The sequence below is a fragment of the Phormidesmis sp. 146-20 genome (assembly GCF_052939475.1).
Map to the genome: position 1 here is coordinate 14,192 of NZ_JBJPHT010000016.1, position 15,290 is coordinate 29,481.

General features: G+C 49.1%; 12 protein-coding genes. 4 read left to right on the plus strand and 8 right to left on the minus strand.

Annotated features, from left to right (window positions below; translation table 11 throughout):
• Positions 1–125 precede the first annotated feature (125 nt).
• The 5 genes from ACKFKH_RS14650 to ACKFKH_RS14670 form a co-directional block, all read right to left on the minus strand.
• Positions 126–932, minus strand: coding sequence for an ABC transporter ATP-binding protein (locus ACKFKH_RS14650; protein WP_446859054.1), 807 nt, complete (start codon positions 930–932; stop codon positions 126–128).
• A gap of 232 nt (positions 933–1,164) precedes the next feature.
• Positions 1,165–2,415, minus strand: coding sequence for an FtsX-like permease family protein (locus ACKFKH_RS14655; RefSeq protein ID WP_446859055.1), 1,251 nt, complete (start codon positions 2,413–2,415; stop codon positions 1,165–1,167).
• Positions 2,416–2,603: 188 nt separating this feature from the next.
• Complete coding sequence (locus tag ACKFKH_RS14660; protein ID WP_446859056.1) at positions 2,604–4,004, minus strand: amidohydrolase family protein; 1,401 nt, start codon at positions 4,002–4,004, stop codon at positions 2,604–2,606.
• Positions 4,005–4,049: 45 nt separating this feature from the next.
• Positions 4,050–4,367: an Mpo1-like protein gene (locus tag ACKFKH_RS14665; protein ID WP_446859057.1), complete on the minus strand. Its 318-nt coding sequence runs from the start codon at positions 4,365–4,367 to the stop codon at positions 4,050–4,052.
• A gap of 342 nt (positions 4,368–4,709) precedes the next feature.
• On the minus strand, positions 4,710–7,442 hold the full coding sequence (locus ACKFKH_RS14670; protein ID WP_446859058.1) for an HAD-IC family P-type ATPase: 2,733 nt from the start codon (positions 7,440–7,442) through the stop codon (positions 4,710–4,712).
• Positions 7,443–7,917: 475 nt separating this feature from the next.
• On the opposite strand from ACKFKH_RS14670, the gene ACKFKH_RS14675 reads away from it, so the two are divergent.
• The gene (locus ACKFKH_RS14675) at positions 7,918–9,033 is read left to right on the plus strand and encodes a LuxR C-terminal-related transcriptional regulator (RefSeq protein ID WP_446859059.1); all 1,116 of its coding nucleotides are present in this window, start codon (positions 7,918–7,920) and stop codon (positions 9,031–9,033) included.
• 342 nt (positions 9,034–9,375) lie between these two features.
• Here ACKFKH_RS14675 and ACKFKH_RS14680 read toward each other — a convergent pair whose 3' ends face one another.
• Positions 9,376–9,537 (minus strand): hypothetical protein, encoded by a 162-nt coding sequence (locus tag ACKFKH_RS14680; protein WP_446859060.1) that lies wholly within the window; start codon positions 9,535–9,537, stop codon positions 9,376–9,378.
• 245 nt (positions 9,538–9,782) lie between these two features.
• Here ACKFKH_RS14680 and ACKFKH_RS14685 point away from each other — a divergent pair, with 245 nt between their 5' ends.
• Together ACKFKH_RS14685 and ACKFKH_RS14690 are read left to right on the plus strand one after the other, a co-directional pair.
• Entirely contained in the window at positions 9,783–10,166 is a 384-nt protein-coding gene (locus ACKFKH_RS14685; RefSeq protein WP_446859061.1) for a hypothetical protein, read from the plus strand.
• A 73-nt stretch (positions 10,167–10,239) separates the two neighbouring features.
• Positions 10,240–11,175, plus strand: coding sequence for a peptidoglycan recognition protein family protein (locus ACKFKH_RS14690; protein WP_446859062.1), 936 nt, complete (start codon positions 10,240–10,242; stop codon positions 11,173–11,175).
• Positions 11,176–11,230: 55 nt separating this feature from the next.
• On the opposite strand, the gene ACKFKH_RS14695 is transcribed toward ACKFKH_RS14690, so the two are convergent.
• Entirely contained in the window at positions 11,231–13,924 is a 2,694-nt protein-coding gene (locus ACKFKH_RS14695) for an FG-GAP-like repeat-containing protein (RefSeq protein WP_446859063.1), read from the minus strand.
• A gap of 387 nt (positions 13,925–14,311) precedes the next feature.
• Here ACKFKH_RS14695 and ACKFKH_RS14700 point away from each other — a divergent pair, with 387 nt between their 5' ends.
• Positions 14,312–14,476: a hypothetical protein gene (locus ACKFKH_RS14700; protein ID WP_446859064.1), complete on the plus strand. Its 165-nt coding sequence runs from the start codon at positions 14,312–14,314 to the stop codon at positions 14,474–14,476.
• Positions 14,477–14,506: 30 nt separating this feature from the next.
• Here ACKFKH_RS14700 and cobO read toward each other — a convergent pair whose 3' ends face one another.
• Complete coding sequence (gene cobO, locus ACKFKH_RS14705) at positions 14,507–15,166, minus strand: cob(I)yrinic acid a,c-diamide adenosyltransferase (protein ID WP_446859065.1); 660 nt, start codon at positions 15,164–15,166, stop codon at positions 14,507–14,509.
• Positions 15,167–15,290 lie beyond the last annotated feature (124 nt).

Sequence of the window (15,290 nt, forward strand, 5' to 3'; positions counted from 1 at the left end):
CTTGGTTTTGCTCTCCCTCTATGGGGTCAATATAGGAGTCGTTCTAAAGGAAGACTGTTGAATGGATCGTCTGAGTGGGGCAATTGTTTTCTACAAGTGGGGACGATCGTGCTGCCCCATCCCGTCTATCTTGCTTGCAAAACGCCATCTTCTAGGTAGGCTACGCTGTCAGCTACATCAATGATGCGGGGATCGTGGGTGACGATTAGAACAGTCCGGCTTTTTTCTTTAGCCAGGTTGCGAAGTAAGTCAATCACCGCATGACCGTTGTGAGAATCGAGGGCGGCAGTTGGTTCGTCGGCCATGATTAGTTGAGGATTTCCCGCTAGGGCGCGGGCGATCGCGACTCGTTGTTTTTGCCCTCCTGAGAGATCTTGAGGGTGTTGCTTGGCTTTATCGACGAGACCAACCTGTTCGAGCAGATCCAGCGCTTGCTTACGGGCTGTGGCTCCCCGGATTCCCTTGAGCTTGAGGGCGACTTCTATGTTTTCTAAAGCAGTCAAAGCGGGAAACAAGTTGAAGCCTTGAAAAATAAAACCAATATTTTCGAGGCGAAATTGGGCCAGCTTGGCGCTAGACAGACGAGTGATTTCTTCTCCCAACAGGCGTACACTGCCTTGAGTCGGTGTGAGAATGCCAGCCAAAATTGAAAGAAGCGTCGTTTTACCAGACCCAGATGGCCCCATCAAAAGTTGGACATCGCCAAATTTTACATCCAGATCCACACCCTTGAGTGCCTGAAACTGCTCCCTCCCCGATCGGTAGACCATTTCTACGCCCCGTGCCGCGATCGCCGTACAGGCTTCTGAAGAAATTGCGTCACAGCTTCCGGGCGAAACCGTCGTCACCTCAATCTTGCCTTTGCGGGGTGTGAGGGTAGAGGTTGCCTGACTCCCGGCACGTTGCAGTAGATCAATTTGGGTAGCAGTCATTCTTTAAAAAGTTTGATAGGTGATCGGTTAGACGGCGGTGTGTGGGGAGTCGTTGGGAAGCGTTGGTCTCAGAGTAAGTTCATCGTAGGTTGACTCAAATCCAGATGAGGATCAAAATCAACCTTATGATCTAGTCTACAGATTGCGCCCAGATTTCCTTCGGGGTAACAATTGAACTTCAAGATTGAACCCAGTAACTTTGATAAATATTACGGATCATTACAATCCATTATCACGCCTTGAAGACGATCGCTGGGTCAACACGGGTCACTTTTTGAACTGCAAACAGGGCCGACCCGACACACATGACGATCGTGAGGACAAAAACGCCCCCGGCAGTCGCTGGAGTGATGAGAATCATAATGCCTTTTGCGGCTTGCGTCCAAGCGCCCAGTCCGAGACAGAGTGCCATACTGGGCAGATACCCCAAAACCGCCATCCACAGCGCTTGTTCGAGAATGACGCTGTAGATTACCCAATTTGACGCGCCCATTGCTTTGAGTGTTCCAAACTCGCGCAGGTGGTCGGAGACGGAGGAGTAGAGGATCTGACCAACAATCACCATGCCGACAATAAAGCCAACCGTCGCCCCTAGTCCGAGAATAAATCCGACACCCGTGCGTTCTGTCCAATATTCGCGAGTTTGGCTGGCGATTTCGGCCTGGGTGTAGACGCGCGTGTTGGGTAAGGTGGCTTCGAGGCGTTGTCTTAGCTGAGATAAGTTTTCGCCCGATTTGGCTCGAATCAGGACATAAGAGATGGGGTCAGCCACGTTGAGGTTTCTGGGGGTGGGTGGCGTGACAGGCGTGGCATTGAGAGGCGCATTCTCAAAAGCGTTGGTGCAGGCGAGACTGCCTTCGGGATCGCGAGTGCAGTTGACTGAAGTGTTGAGTCCCGCAGTGGAGTAAGCGTTGGCGTTTTCTAATGAAGTGAAGATAAACACGCTGGACGCATTTGACTGCGTATTTGATGACATGCCCACCAATCGCGCCGGAAGCGGCCCTATCTTACCTTGATCTCCTAGCTTCTGAAGTCCGGCATTTCGCAAACTGCCCTGATCGACCATAACGGTGTAGGGCTGGTTGAGATCCTTCAGATTGCCCTGGGAGACGTTCCATCCCGCAAACAGACGACTATTAGGATTAAAGCCAAAAATTCTAATGGGGGTGATTTGCCCTGCACTGTTGCGCCAGATGCTAGAGCGAATCATCAGCGCCTCTGCCCGATCGACCCCCGGAACTTTTTGCGCCCGTACCACTTGCTCGGCCACGATCGCAGAAGTTAGTTCCAGATGCACCATTTCTTTGGAGGCGACCCACAGATCAGCGCTGGAGTGATCAATCAAGAGAGCGGTTGAGCGGGTAAAGCCTTTGAGAACACCAAGTTGAATCGTCACCAGACTCACCGCGAACATAATGCCCGCCTGGGCAACCATGAATCGAGGAATGTCTTCAAAGAGATTTTTGCGAGCGATCGAAGCCATAAGGAGAGGGATGAGGGAGGAGGGAGGAGGGATGAAGGGCAAGGGGGTTTCCTTCTTCCTGCATCTCTCTCTAGTTTATTCAGGACGAAGGATGTATTTTCTGCGTTCCTGATCACAAGACGCAAGATCTCAGCCTTTTTCATCTCTCCTCGCGAACGCGGGGCAAAGCCCTCCCTCCTCCTTCATCCCTAACTTGCCGTTACCAGGGCTGCACTCGTGAGGTTTTCGGGGAGAGACTGACGCAGGCGATCGCCATATAGATCCAGCGCGTTACCAGAGAAGAGCAGGGCGAGGTGATCGCGATCATACTCAGCAGTTTCAGCCACTGACTTGACGCAATCTTTGAGAACGCCATCCCAGTGACCGTAGTCGCCAGAGAAGCAGGCCAGGTGTTTGCCGACTTCACCCATCGCGGCAGGAAGATAGGCGGGCGCGGGATCGTCAGACTCAAAGGAGGTAAAGATCTGTCCGCGTGAGAAGTATTCCAGCGGGTCGCGGTGGCGCAAATCGTAGTGTTCGTAGAGGCTGGAGTCGGTGATCTTGGTGGGATCGTGCTGCTTGTTCCACATCAGGTCAAACAGGTTTTTGGCCTGACTGATGATGTTGCTGTTGTTGTGAACCCCGCGCTCCTGAATCATCAGTTTGGTGAATTCCATCAGCGAAGGGCGATAGGGTTGGGTGGGGTCAAAGTCCCGAATCCGCTTTTCCCAATGCTCGTGGAAGGAGTGAGCCAGATCCGGGAGCCAGCCACAGCCGCCTTCAAGGAAGCCTACTCTCAAAGTCGGAAAGCGCTCAAAGGCTCCGTCAAAAACCATTCTGGCTAACGCTAACTGCTGCTGGTTACGCTGCACAAAAACGTGGCTCAACACAAACGTATCGGTGTGGTCAGAAATGCCGCCGACCATGTAGGAACCCGGCCCGCCATGAATACTCAGCGCGATATCGAGGTCAACCGCCGCTTGCAGAATCGGGGCAAAATCAGGGTGACTCATCGTTTTACAAGTGCGGATCTCTGGGAAAGCATCGGGCGCTTTGGGATGCGGGATCGCCAGATTAGGGGGCACCATCACGCCGACCATGCCCAACTCATTGACGCAACGGTGCATTTCTTTGACCGATTCGGCTACGTCTTGAATGGGAAGAACGCCGATCGGCTTCAGTCGTCCACCATATCCGCGACAGTCTTCAGCCATGTAGTTGTTGTAGGCGCGACAGAGGGCGATCGCCATATCCTTATCGAGATAGCTGCCAAAGCTGAGATTCCACGTTCCAAAGATCACATGAATGTCAACGCCTTCTTCGTCCATGTGTTGGATGCGCGTTTGATTAAACATTGCGCCAAGGGTCGTTTCGGGATGGAGATTGCGAAAGCCGCCTTTCCCTAATCCTTGAGGTTGGGGAAACAGCCGAACGAGATCGTTTTCTCCGGTCGCAGGATTAAAGTCTACGACGCGCATTCTTTGGTCGCCCAGATTATCAACAATTAAGCCAACACGATCGCGATATTCTGGCTCAATATAATCCCGAATCACGAGGGGATTTTCTAGCTTGTGGGCATCAGCATCAATGACCAGTAAACCTTCGTACATTAGAGTCTCCGTGGCGTGAATATTTTAGCGGATAGCTGTTAGCTTTTAGGCTGAAACTTTGTGGCGAAAATGTTGCCAGAGTTGACGAATTCCGAACCAATGCTCGAATGACCAGGAAAGAGAAGCCAAAATCGTAATGCCGGGATATTTGACAAAAGCGGGTTCATTTTTCTCAAAAAAAGCGTGTCCACCGAGGGCAAATATCTGAGTCAACACGAGACAGAAAACGGTAACTCGCCAGTCGTAAAACAGATAGATCACAGCGGCGATCGCCAGAACATTGGTCAGATGATGGAGCGCCTGATTGATCGGATTTTGATGAGATTGAATGAAGTGCGCTTTTGCATCTTGGAAGTAGCTCAAGGTGCCTCCTCCCCGTTGTCTTATGGGTTCTTGGAACGATATCACAGAGTTTTTGGAGAGGACAGAGAGCGATCGAAATTCTTCGGAATTGGGTGCGATCACTTGGATTTGTGAGGTATCAGTTTTGATTTCTCAATATTTCCTCAATTTAATACTCAAAACTTTACCTGAGAGACGCACAATTCTCCAAACGTTTCAATTATCTAGTGGGGACTGATCCAGAAACGAAATGAGGAATGTTGGATGCTCAAAATCAATTGATGCCATCCCTCATCCCTCATCCCTCATCCCTCATCCCTCATCCCTTTAAACGAAGTTCTCCCTCATCCCTTTAATTGGCCTTTAATTGGGTGGATCAAATCGATTGACATAGTAGGCGATCGCAATCATCGGCAAACTGGCTCCAAAACAAACCAGCCACTGATCTAAAGACATCGGAGCCGTCTTGAAAATTTGATTGATAAAGGTAGAGTTGCTAAAGATAATTTGCAGAATAATCGCTAGACCAATCCCAACCGCAAGCGCTGGGGCACCACTAACTTTTTCTTTAGCACCGCTCCATTTAGCCAGCAGAGAAGGGATTAGTTGACTAATACTTAAGAGGTAAAAGATGCGCCCCATGACTAATGCTTGAATCGCCATTGTCCGAGCAAGTTCGATACTGCCCCAGGGAGCCTGACGTACCCATTCAAAGATGCCAAAGATCAGCGTCCAATTGTAGAGCGACACGGCGAGAATGCGCTTAATCCGATTGGTGGTGAGAAAGGGTTCGTTAACGGGGCGGGGTGCCTGTTTCATCACGCCAGCCGACTTTGGCTCAAAGGAGAGTGGCACCGTCATCGTGATTGAGTTGAGCATATTAAGCCAGAGAATTTGTAGCGACAAAATAGGCAATTCGCGACCCAACAATGTGCTGATCAAAATGGTCATCGACTCGCCCCCATTGACCGGAAGAATGAAGCAAATAGCTTTGATCAAGTTTTTGTAGACCGATCGCCCTTCCTCGACGGCCGCCGCGATCGACGCAAAGTTATCGTCTGTAAGCAGCATATCCGCCGCTTCTTTAGAGACTTCGGTGCCGCTGCCCATCGCGATTCCAATGTCGGCTTGTTTGAGAGCGGGTGCATCGTTGACTCCATCTCCCGTCATTGCCACCACTTCGCCTCTAGACTGCAACGCCTCTACCAATCGCAGCTTTTGTTCTGGAGCGACTCGCGCAAAGACGACCCCTTCTTCGACGGCGTTGGCCAACTCTGACGGATTCATCTCAGCTAGAGCAGCCCCGGTAAACGCCTTAACTTTGCGATCTTTGCGAAAGCCCATACGACGGGCGATCGCGGTTGCCGTCCCGATATGATCCCCGGTGATCATCTTCACCTGAATTCCGGCAGACTGGCAGGCGTGAACGGCGGCGATCGCTTCTGGTCGAGGCGGATCGATCATGCCTTGCAGTCCCAAAAAGACCAGCCCGGTTTCGAGGTCAGAATGGTCAACGGTGGTTTGGCGATCGCTCACTTGTTTCTTGGCGAAGGCCAGCACCCGCAATCCTTGTTTTGCCATCGCGTCTACTTGCTGCTCGATCAGGGTGCGATCGAGGGCAACGGTCTGTCCTTCTGCATTGAGCGCCACTTGACAGCGCGACAGCATCGACTCAACAGAGCCTTTGACATAGAGCAAATTTTCGCCTTTACCCTGATGTAGCGTAGCCATGTATTGAAACTGAGACTCAAAAGGAATGGAATCGAGACGAGGGAGCGATCGCAGCAAATTTGCTTGATCCAATCCCGCTTTGCTCCCCGATGTCAAGAGCGCCCCCTCAGTTGGATCGCCCACCACCATCCAGCGAGCCGCCTCATGTTCTAGGTGAGAATCATTACACACGACCCCTGCGACCAAACATTCCTGCAAGACGGGTGGAATTTGAGGCAGCGATCGTTCTTCTAGCAAAATTTCGCCATCAGGACTATAACCGCCGCCTGTGACTGTATAAGACTCGCCGCCCACATAGATTTCCTGCACTGTCATCTGATTTTCGGTCAGCGTCCCCGTTTTGTCAGAACAGATCACCGTCGCGCCGCCCAACGTTTCGACCGCAGGCAATTTGCGAATAATGGCGTGTCGTTTTGCCATGCGAGAAACCCCCACCGCCAGCGTCACCGTGATCACCGCAGGCAACCCTTCAGGAATCGCCCCAACGACTAAAGCAACGGCGGCCTCGATCGCATCACTAAAACTGCGCTGCCCCAGACCAACCGCAAAAGTAAGGGTCGCCATCCCCAACACAAAAAACAACCAGTTTTGGCTAAATTGATTGAACTTGCGCGTCAATGGCGTGGTTAGATCGACTCGCTGTTCTAGGAGTTGGGAAATTTTGCCCGTTTCAGTCTCATTGCCGATCGCCGTGACCAATCCAGTGCCCTGCCCAAACGTGACAAATCCGCCAGCGTAAGCCATGTTGCCGCGTTCTGCGAGGGGCGTTTCGGGTTCTAAAATCGGCGGTTCTCCAGTGTTTTCGGCTTCTTTTTCGATCGCCACTGATTCCCCGGTCAGGGCTGATTCATCGATTTGCAAATCCCGCACTTTGATCAGTCGTAAATCGGCTGGCACCTTATCGCCCGATGTCAACAGCACCAGATCTCCGGGCACCAATTCTTTTGAAGAAATTCTGAGCTTTTTGCCCTCGCGAATTACAGTCGCTTCGGTACTCATGGACTCGGCAAGCGCGGCGATCGCTCCTTCGGCCTTGGCTTCTTGCAAAAAACTAATAGTGGCGTTGGTTGTCGTAACTCCCCAAATGACGCTGGCATTTAACCATTCACCAATCAGGGCTTTGATAATCCCTGCACCGACCAAAATAATAATTAAAGGCTGATTAAATTGCAGAATAAACTTCAACCAACCTGGCTTTGATTTTTTGCCTGTTAACTCATTTGCACCATGCTTTTTTTGCCGATCTAAAACTTCTTGAATGGTTAATCCTGTTTGTAAATTGCTACCCAAGGTTTGAGTCACCTGAGATGCAGAAAGGTGGTGCCATAGAGGAGATGACACAGAAGAAACTGTTTGAGAGGTCATATCATTTTTGTGAGAAGGAACAACTGCAATGACAGTCAGCTTGTTACAGTGATGGGCTTTGAGAGATTGTTTGATCCTCCCAAGTAGGAGAGGGTTTCAAGGTTCTTTATTCCTCTGGGCAAGTGAGAAGTGCCCCTGCAAGGAGAACTGAAATTGTCAAACAACTCTTGAACTTTGATCACGGGTAATGGGGCGATCGACAAAACAAAGCGTTTGGCGATCGGCTGAATCATCGCTCATAAATTTAAATTAATTCAACTTAGTTAAGAATTTAAGCTTTGTGTAGAAATACTCACAGCAATTCGTCAGGCTACTTGTGTGTGTAGCCTCAATTTCAGCTTAAAATAGAACTCACAAATGTGTATGATCTGACTACACAATAGTGATAAAACAATGGCATAAATTGAGCGAAGTCTATTTCATTAATTAGCGCAGCTAACTGCTGAATTGATATCAATAATCAGGAATCTATCGTATGAATCAGCAAAAGTTAATTGACCGATTTAATCGCCTCTCATCTCGACAGCGACAGGTTTTGATCAAGGTTTTGGCTGGGGAAAGCAATCGGGCGATCGCTCAGTCATTACACATTGTAGAAGCGACCGTTAGAAAGCATATTGAGAAAATTTGCGAGGTTTTTGAATTAGCTAACCAAAGCGGAGAAAGATTTTCAAAACGTCCTGATTTGATTGCGCTGTTTGCTCGCTATAAACCTGAATTAGTAATGCAAGTTTCAGACACAGCAACTTCTTCAGAAGAAGAGCCACACACTCAATCAGAGGTTCGATCGAACAATTTGCTACAGTTTCCCTCACTAATTAATTCATCTGAATCGGTCACAAAATCAGTTAAAGAAGGCAAATTTGAAACGATCTACGATCGCGATGTTTTTATTCTGATTGATCAAAGTGGCTCAATGGTGCGAAAAGACGCAGATACCGGAAATCAAACACGCTACAGCTATTTACAAGAGATTATCGAAGGCCACGTATTTGCCATTCTTTCGGCTCAAAACAAACCCTGTCGCAGAACAGCCCAAAAGATTTGCGATCGTATCTCAGTCTACTTTTTTAATCGTAATCAAGCCCCCGCCACTCCAACGATCGTCACTGATGCTGGACAGATTCAAACCCTGTTTACCCAAAATCCCCCTCGAAATAATACTGTCATTAGTCCCACACTTCAAACCTGCTTAGACACCTGGGTAGCAGAAGGAAAAAGAAACGATCGAGGTGCTTTTTTTCTCATTTATACTGATGGTTTATTTAATGACGAAACTCAGTTTATTGACTGTATTGCTAAAGCTTGTACTCAGATCGAACACCATAAAATGATCAAAATTTTTGTATTAGGGGTTGGCAAAGATTTAGATATCGAACACTTTTTAGAACTAGATTTTAATACTTACGATCGAATGCCCTTTGACATTTTTGTCTTTGATTTAGTCAACGAGTTAGACGATATTACAGAACTTCTCAAGCGCCAACTCATTGAGCATCCGCACACCGCACTCCCCAACTGGGTCAAACAGCGCTATCCCAACTTTGCCGAACGATTTACCCCACTACACCATCAACAAAACTGTCGGTAGGCAATAGCAAAACCTTGACCTTTTGACCTTGCGATCGCAAAAATTCCTACTGCAATCGTCAATTAAATCAACTCCCCAACCCATCACAAATCAGCACTACCGCAAGCGATCGTCCCAGTAAGTAAGCCGCTTGGAGATGAATGCTGGACAACCAAATGGGAGAACCTTTCATATGGCGGGAAGAGGGAGAAAACTGGACAACTGAACATCAATCGTCTATTGCCCATACTTTTGCCCTGTTTTGGCATCACGCACCAAAAACTTTGCCTGAAGGTTCCCCAAAATTAAGGAGTTGAGGTGCCAATCCACAAAGCAAAAAAACTGAATTCAATTTACGTCACCTTAGCGGATTGAGTGCGATCGCTCCGGTCTCCCAACACTCATCTCATCTCTCACCTCTGCTTCCTTTCTTTCGGCACCCTGCGGAAACAAATAGCGGATTGTTGCAAACCCAGAAGCGACGACGAACCCAACAACGAGAACCGCGACAGGAAAAGGGAACATGGCAGGTTGTAAAAACGTCCAGTGTTATTACTGTATGAGTCTCATTTGACAGCGTTGTGACTGACTCATCTCAAAGCGTTGACAGAAACGGGAAGAACTTAAGACTCTCGATATAGGATTTTGGCCTTTGAACGATGACTATTTGAGTTGTAAGAATTTGGTTGTAACGAAGTTCTCCCTCCTCGCTCTCCAACAACGATTTAGCGCGTAAGTTCGTTCTTCAGCTAGAGGTTCACGCACTGAAGATGGTCTTCTATTTTAAGCAACAGACCTCAGATTCAGAAACCGCCTCAGAAATGATAGGTAAATTTTTCGCGATCGCCCTTGCTATCTTCTGTATGCTCCCTTTACAAAGCTGCTCTCCAGCACAAGCGCAAGCGGGGTTAGACTCTCGTGTGTCGCGCCTGGAAACTGATTTTTTTGGGCTACAAAGTCGCTTGAGTCAGATTGAGTCTCGCATTCCTCGATCGAGCGTTGCTCCCTCACTTCCTTCAAACCCAGTGCCACAAAGCCGTCCACGGGTTGCTTCTGCTGATCCCCAGTTTGACCGACTCGCCACACTTGTCATCGAACTTAAAGAGCGCGTTACTCAGTTAGAAAAACGACTTGCCAAAATCGATCGACAGTAATAAATTGCTCTCTAAGCATGAGTCATGAAAGGCTCCTTTTGCGATCGCCCCTCTCCGAATGAACCCTACTGGCATGAAAAAACCGTTACAAACTCTCATCATCCTGGCGTTGAGCGTAATTGCGATCGTTCTGGGAGCCTACTCTGGTCATACCGAAGTGGTCGAAGGAATCAAAATTCGCCTTTCTACCCCCCCTGCTCTCAGCCAGCCCTCACAATCCTTTGACGGTTCTACACTCTCTAGTGCCTGTGCCCTCAAACCCATCGCCAAAAAGAACAAATTGACAAAAGTGCCCCCGGCGATTCGAGAACAAATTCCCCTGAGTCGATTTAGACAAGACTCTAGCGCGATCGTTCCCACTAAAGACGACTTGCCCAAAACTCAGCCGATCTACACACCCAGAGAAGTGGTCGCACTGGCACACCCCACCAACTTTGGGCGGCGTTTTTTGCAAGACCTCGCTGGCAACCCCGTTAACCAGGAGCCGATCGTCGTTCTCCACGAAACCGTTGGCTCTGGTCAGGGCACAATCAGCTTCTTTCAAACGCCCCATCCCAACGATAACGATCAGGTCAGCTATCACACCTTAATTAGAGAGGATGGAACCGTGACTTATCTGGTGCCGCCCGATCGTCGCGCCTTTGGAGCCGGAAATTCTGTATTTGAAAGCGCAATCGGCATTGAGGCAGTCAGAACTAATCCTGACTTTCCGCCCTCTGTGAATAACTTTGCCTATCACATTTCTCTCGTCACCCCTCCCGACGGGCGCGACAATGCGACTCGACACAGTGGCTACACAAGAGCACAATATCAATCTCTAGCGTGGCTCGTCGCCAAAACAGGAGTGCCACAATCCCGAATTACGACTCATCGATTGGTGGATCGATCACGCCAACGGATAGATCCCCGCAGCTTTGACAGTGAGTATTTTCTGCGGCTCCTGAGCACCTATCCCAAAACCAACGACATCTCAACCCAATGCTCGACCCCCGCTGTCGAAGTCGAGTAGCCACAAAAAAGGGGCACACCTTTGCACCCCTGGCGACAAATAGAATCAAAACAGCTTAGACACCCAAATCAACCGTGATCGCACTCGATGTCAGGTTATTGGTGGGATCTGACTCAGGAATACCATTTGTGTTAACCACCATAATGATGTAGAACTGTTGTGTTCCCGTCAGGTTCTGCCAAACTCCATCCCCTTTGGGTGGTAATGCTAAATTGATTTGAGCAGGAGATAGGTCAGTTCTAGCAGGAATTGCGTTCGGAATCTCATTGAGATCTCGATCGCCGTCGCCAAAAACGTTGTCCTTTGAGAGATAGAACTTAGTAAGTATCGTCTCACTGTCAAGAATTGCCTTATTGCCAGCGTTGCCGATCGCATAGGTCGCTGATAGAGTGCTGCTACTTGATGAGGTAATTGGAATCGAGGTCGATGGGGTTACGCTCAAGCTGATGGCTCTAGGATCAGCCGTGATTGTTCTTGTTACATTAACTTCGAACTTGTCCTTGGCGATCGCGACATTAAAGTTATCGGTTTCGCTGGTCTCCGTGAAGGCATTGTCTGGGTCAACGATCACGCCGATGTAATAGTTTTTGTCTACTGTCCAGAAAGTGTCTTCGATATTAGGCAGGGTCACTTGGCTGGTTCGGACTGTGGAGGGGCTGCCTGCTGCGATCGTCTGTTGTACGAGGTCTGTTCCGATCAGGCGATCGCTGGCATCAATCACGCTATCTCTGGAGATGACAAAGTTCACCTTGACCCCGCTCACAGAGACAGTTCCACCATTTCTGATGCTGTAGCTGACATTGACCTTTGTTGCGGGATTTGGCGTAGCCGTTGAGGGTTCGTCTAGCGGAATCTGAACCGGAGCCGTAAAGCTTTCACCCAAGAGATTGACAATTTGAGGTGTCCCCAACAGAGTCAAGCTGTAAGCAGTGGAGGTATTTGCAGTCGTATTAACTTTGACAAAGTAGGTGCCGACTCCTAAATCCATTCCTGCTGTGTAAGCAACTAAAGTCGATGGAGTGCCCGCCGCTCCCTGTCTAAATAGTTGCAGTGTTACGCTGCCCGTCGGAGTCATCGTAAAATTCGACTGGGTAGCAATATTGAACTTAAAGAAGTCAGGAGCTGTCGCCGTCACAGCATCTCGATAGACTCCTGGTGTAGCAGGACTGACATTCGTCCCGGTGTTGAGAGTGCCAACATCAAAAGCAGTGGCTTCGGAAGGGCCGCTAATGCTCTGGGGCTTGTTGGTGAGATTGCGCTTGAGAATTCCATCCATTTTCCAATCTAGTGGAACTTTAGAGGGAGCGATCGCAAAGTCAGCAAGGGCTTTTCCTTCGGTCAGTTTTGTACCTGTGGTGTCTATCAGCCACACGCCGACCGTTCCATCTGAGTTGCGCCACAGCATGTCGTCTTTGCCGTCACCGTTAAAGTCAGTAATCGCTTCAATCTTCCAGCTAACCTCATTAGTCAACAAGAAACCAAAACTGGTGAGTTTTTGACCCATGCCCAGATTGCCGTCCAGGTTCCAAATGCCGTTGGTGCCAGACCCTGACGTGACCCCGTTGCGAGTAAAGGAGTCGCGCCAGAATATATCAGTAATTCCGTCGCCATTAAAGTCCCCTGTTTGAGGAGTCCAGGAGGTCAAAGCTGGAGAACTAAACAAGGAGTCAAACGATTGGCGGTCTTTGCCTGTCATGAGCCAAACAACGTTGTCGCCTGTGGAGGTGTTGCGCCAGAGCAGGTCTGCACCTCCGTCTCCAGTCAAGTCAACTGCTGTGGGCACCCATTCGCGAGGAACGCCAGAAAAGTAGCTAAAACTCGTCGGTGTGTCCAAGTTTCTGCCTTTCATGATCCAGATGGCTAACTCTCCAGTTGGGGCGTTTCGCCAGAGGATGTCGTCGTTGCCATTGCCGTCAAAGTCAGCGATTTCAGGTGCCCAAGTTGACCGTGCGGGAAATGCAGGCGTGAGGTTAGCATCGGCAATCTTAATGCCATCCATCAGCCAGACAGCGGTCACTCCGGTGGACTGGTTGTGCCAGAAGATGTCTGACTTGCCGTTTCCATCAAAATCACCGACATAGGATTTCCAGGGTGCATCCAAAAAGAGAGACTGGTTGTTGAATTTGGGCGTTCCAACCTCTAGCACGCTTTTGCCCTGCATTAGCCAGATTTCGAGCGACCCATCCGTTGTGTTTTGCCAAAAGACATCATCTTCTCCATCTCCATTAAAGTCACCAACCGTCGGTCGCCAGTTGCTCGTTTTTTGTGGAGTAAAGCCAACCTCACTGTAATCTTTACCATTCATCAACCACACCCCATTTGTGCCGTCGGCTGCGCGCCATAGGATGCTGCTGGAGTTGAGGCTGGTGTTGGCACCCACTTTAAGTGAGTAGTCAGCAGAGGTCGCCGTCGAATCGGTGGAGTCTAGATCAACTTTGACGTAGTAAGTTCCGGGCTGGACGTTGTTGAGAATGATGGACTCTGAGAGACGTTGGGGATTGCTGGTGCCTGATGGGGTAATTTCACTCGCTTCGTTGGGTGCAGAAAAAGCTCTCAGGCGTGCATTTCCAGTTAATCCGGTTAGCGAAAGACTGATGCTGCTGCTGCCTGTAAGGGTGAATTTAAAGTAGTCGGTCAGGTCTCCCCCCGTAGCGCTACTAAGTGAACCTAATTCTTCTTTGGTGGAAAGGGCGGGCGAGAGAATTTCTTTAGCGGTCTCGAACGAGTTATTACCAAGGATGGGAGGCATAGCGTTACTCTGTTATGAGCTGACAATTTTCGATTGATTCTGGGAGTAGTGTTCCCTACTTACTGAAGTTTTGACTAAAGCTTGTCTGGGAAGCTGGAATCCTTGCTGAACTAAGATTTCAGCTTATGCTAGAAAATGCCAGCATGAAACCGTCAAACTCTTCGCTAGAGAGGATTTGATGACTTTTTAGAAAGCATTAGCCAAAAATTCAGTATTTAAAGATTAGAAGTGAAGTCAAAGCAGCATTTTACACGAATCCGCAACGATTCCTTGTGAGATTCACTGCAACTAAAAGTGATGGTTTTGAATAAAATTTTATACATTGTTCAACGAAGTATCGTCCGCATTACCACCAGAGTCGTCTTTTAGAACGGTCAAGCCACGGTTGTGCCTTACATCGAGAAGAAAAGTTTGCGATCGCTCTTCAAATCCCTCAAACTCGCCGCCCCTGCTGCATTTCACAGTCAAACTCAGTCCTGTGAATCTGAAAATACGCAGGTTGCCTCTAAATATCAAATCCATGCGGCTCAATGTAGCAATTCAGACCTCTGACAAACCTCAGTTCTATAAACAGAACAGCAGTTAAAATTCGATTCCAGGCTGGGCCTTGATGCCTTGTTCTCGAAATGGATGTTTGATTAATGTCATTTCTGTAACTAGGTCGGCGCGATCGATCAGGGCCGCAGGGGCACCTCGACCCGTCAGAATGACGTGAGACGCTTCTGGCTTTTCTGCCAATCCTGAGAGCACCGTTTCTACGCCTAGATAGCCCAACTTGAGCGCGATGTTAATTTCGTCAAGCAGTACCAGCCGATAGTCAGGGTTGTGGATGAAGGATAAAGCCGTCTCCCAGGCTTCGGTTGCTTTGAGAATATCGCGATCGCGATCCTGCGTCTCCCAGGTGAACCCTTCTCCCAAGGCGTGAAACTGAAGCTGGTCGCCCCAATGGGCAAAGGCCGCTTTTTCGGCAGGCTCCCAGGCTCCTTTAATAAACTGAACGATTGCCACCTTGTAACCGTGACCGAGCGATCGCAGCACCATTCCTAAAGCCGCCGTGGTCTTGCCTTTGCCATTGCCTGTATTGACAATGACCAACCCTTTTTCGGCAGCCATATCAGACAGTCGCTGATCCTGCACTTCTTTGCGTCGCTGCATTTTTTGGCGGTGCTTTTCGGAATCCGCGATCGGGGAATTGATGTCGGGCTGAGAGTCAATCATGGACGAGACGCTTTCTAGAAACATTCTAAGTATTGCTCCTAGCCTATCAGGAGACAGTCCGCTCTTGGGTCGCCCTTGAGAAAATCTCAGTATTTCAGATGAGTGACATTCTGGGAAGGAGTGATAGGATGAAATCGTCTGTGTTTAC

Bases quoted from the DNA above. Each gene is read 5' to 3' on its own strand.
- ACKFKH_RS14650 (WP_446859054.1), bottom strand. From the start codon at position 932: ATGACTGCTACCCAAATTGATCTACTGCAACGTGCCGGGAGTCAGGCA.
- ACKFKH_RS14690 (WP_446859062.1), top strand. From the start codon at position 10,240: ATGAAAAAACCGTTACAAACTCTCATCATCCTGGCGTTGAGCGTAATT.
- ACKFKH_RS14670 (WP_446859058.1), bottom strand. From the start codon at position 7,442: ATGACCTCTCAAACAGTTTCTTCTGTGTCATCTCCTCTATGGCACCAC.
- ACKFKH_RS14655 (WP_446859055.1), bottom strand. From the start codon at position 2,415: ATGGCTTCGATCGCTCGCAAAAATCTCTTTGAAGACATTCCTCGATTC.
- ACKFKH_RS14680 (WP_446859060.1), bottom strand. From the start codon at position 9,537: ATGTTCCCTTTTCCTGTCGCGGTTCTCGTTGTTGGGTTCGTCGTCGCT.
- ACKFKH_RS14660 (WP_446859056.1), bottom strand. From the start codon at position 4,004: ATGTACGAAGGTTTACTGGTCATTGATGCTGATGCCCACAAGCTAGAA.
- ACKFKH_RS14685 (WP_446859061.1), top strand. From the start codon at position 9,783: ATGGTCTTCTATTTTAAGCAACAGACCTCAGATTCAGAAACCGCCTCA.
- ACKFKH_RS14675 (WP_446859059.1), top strand. From the start codon at position 7,918: ATGAATCAGCAAAAGTTAATTGACCGATTTAATCGCCTCTCATCTCGA.
- cobO (WP_446859065.1), bottom strand. From the start codon at position 15,166: ATGTTTCTAGAAAGCGTCTCGTCCATGATTGACTCTCAGCCCGACATC.
- ACKFKH_RS14695 (WP_446859063.1), bottom strand. From the start codon at position 13,924: ATGCCTCCCATCCTTGGTAATAACTCGTTCGAGACCGCTAAAGAAATT.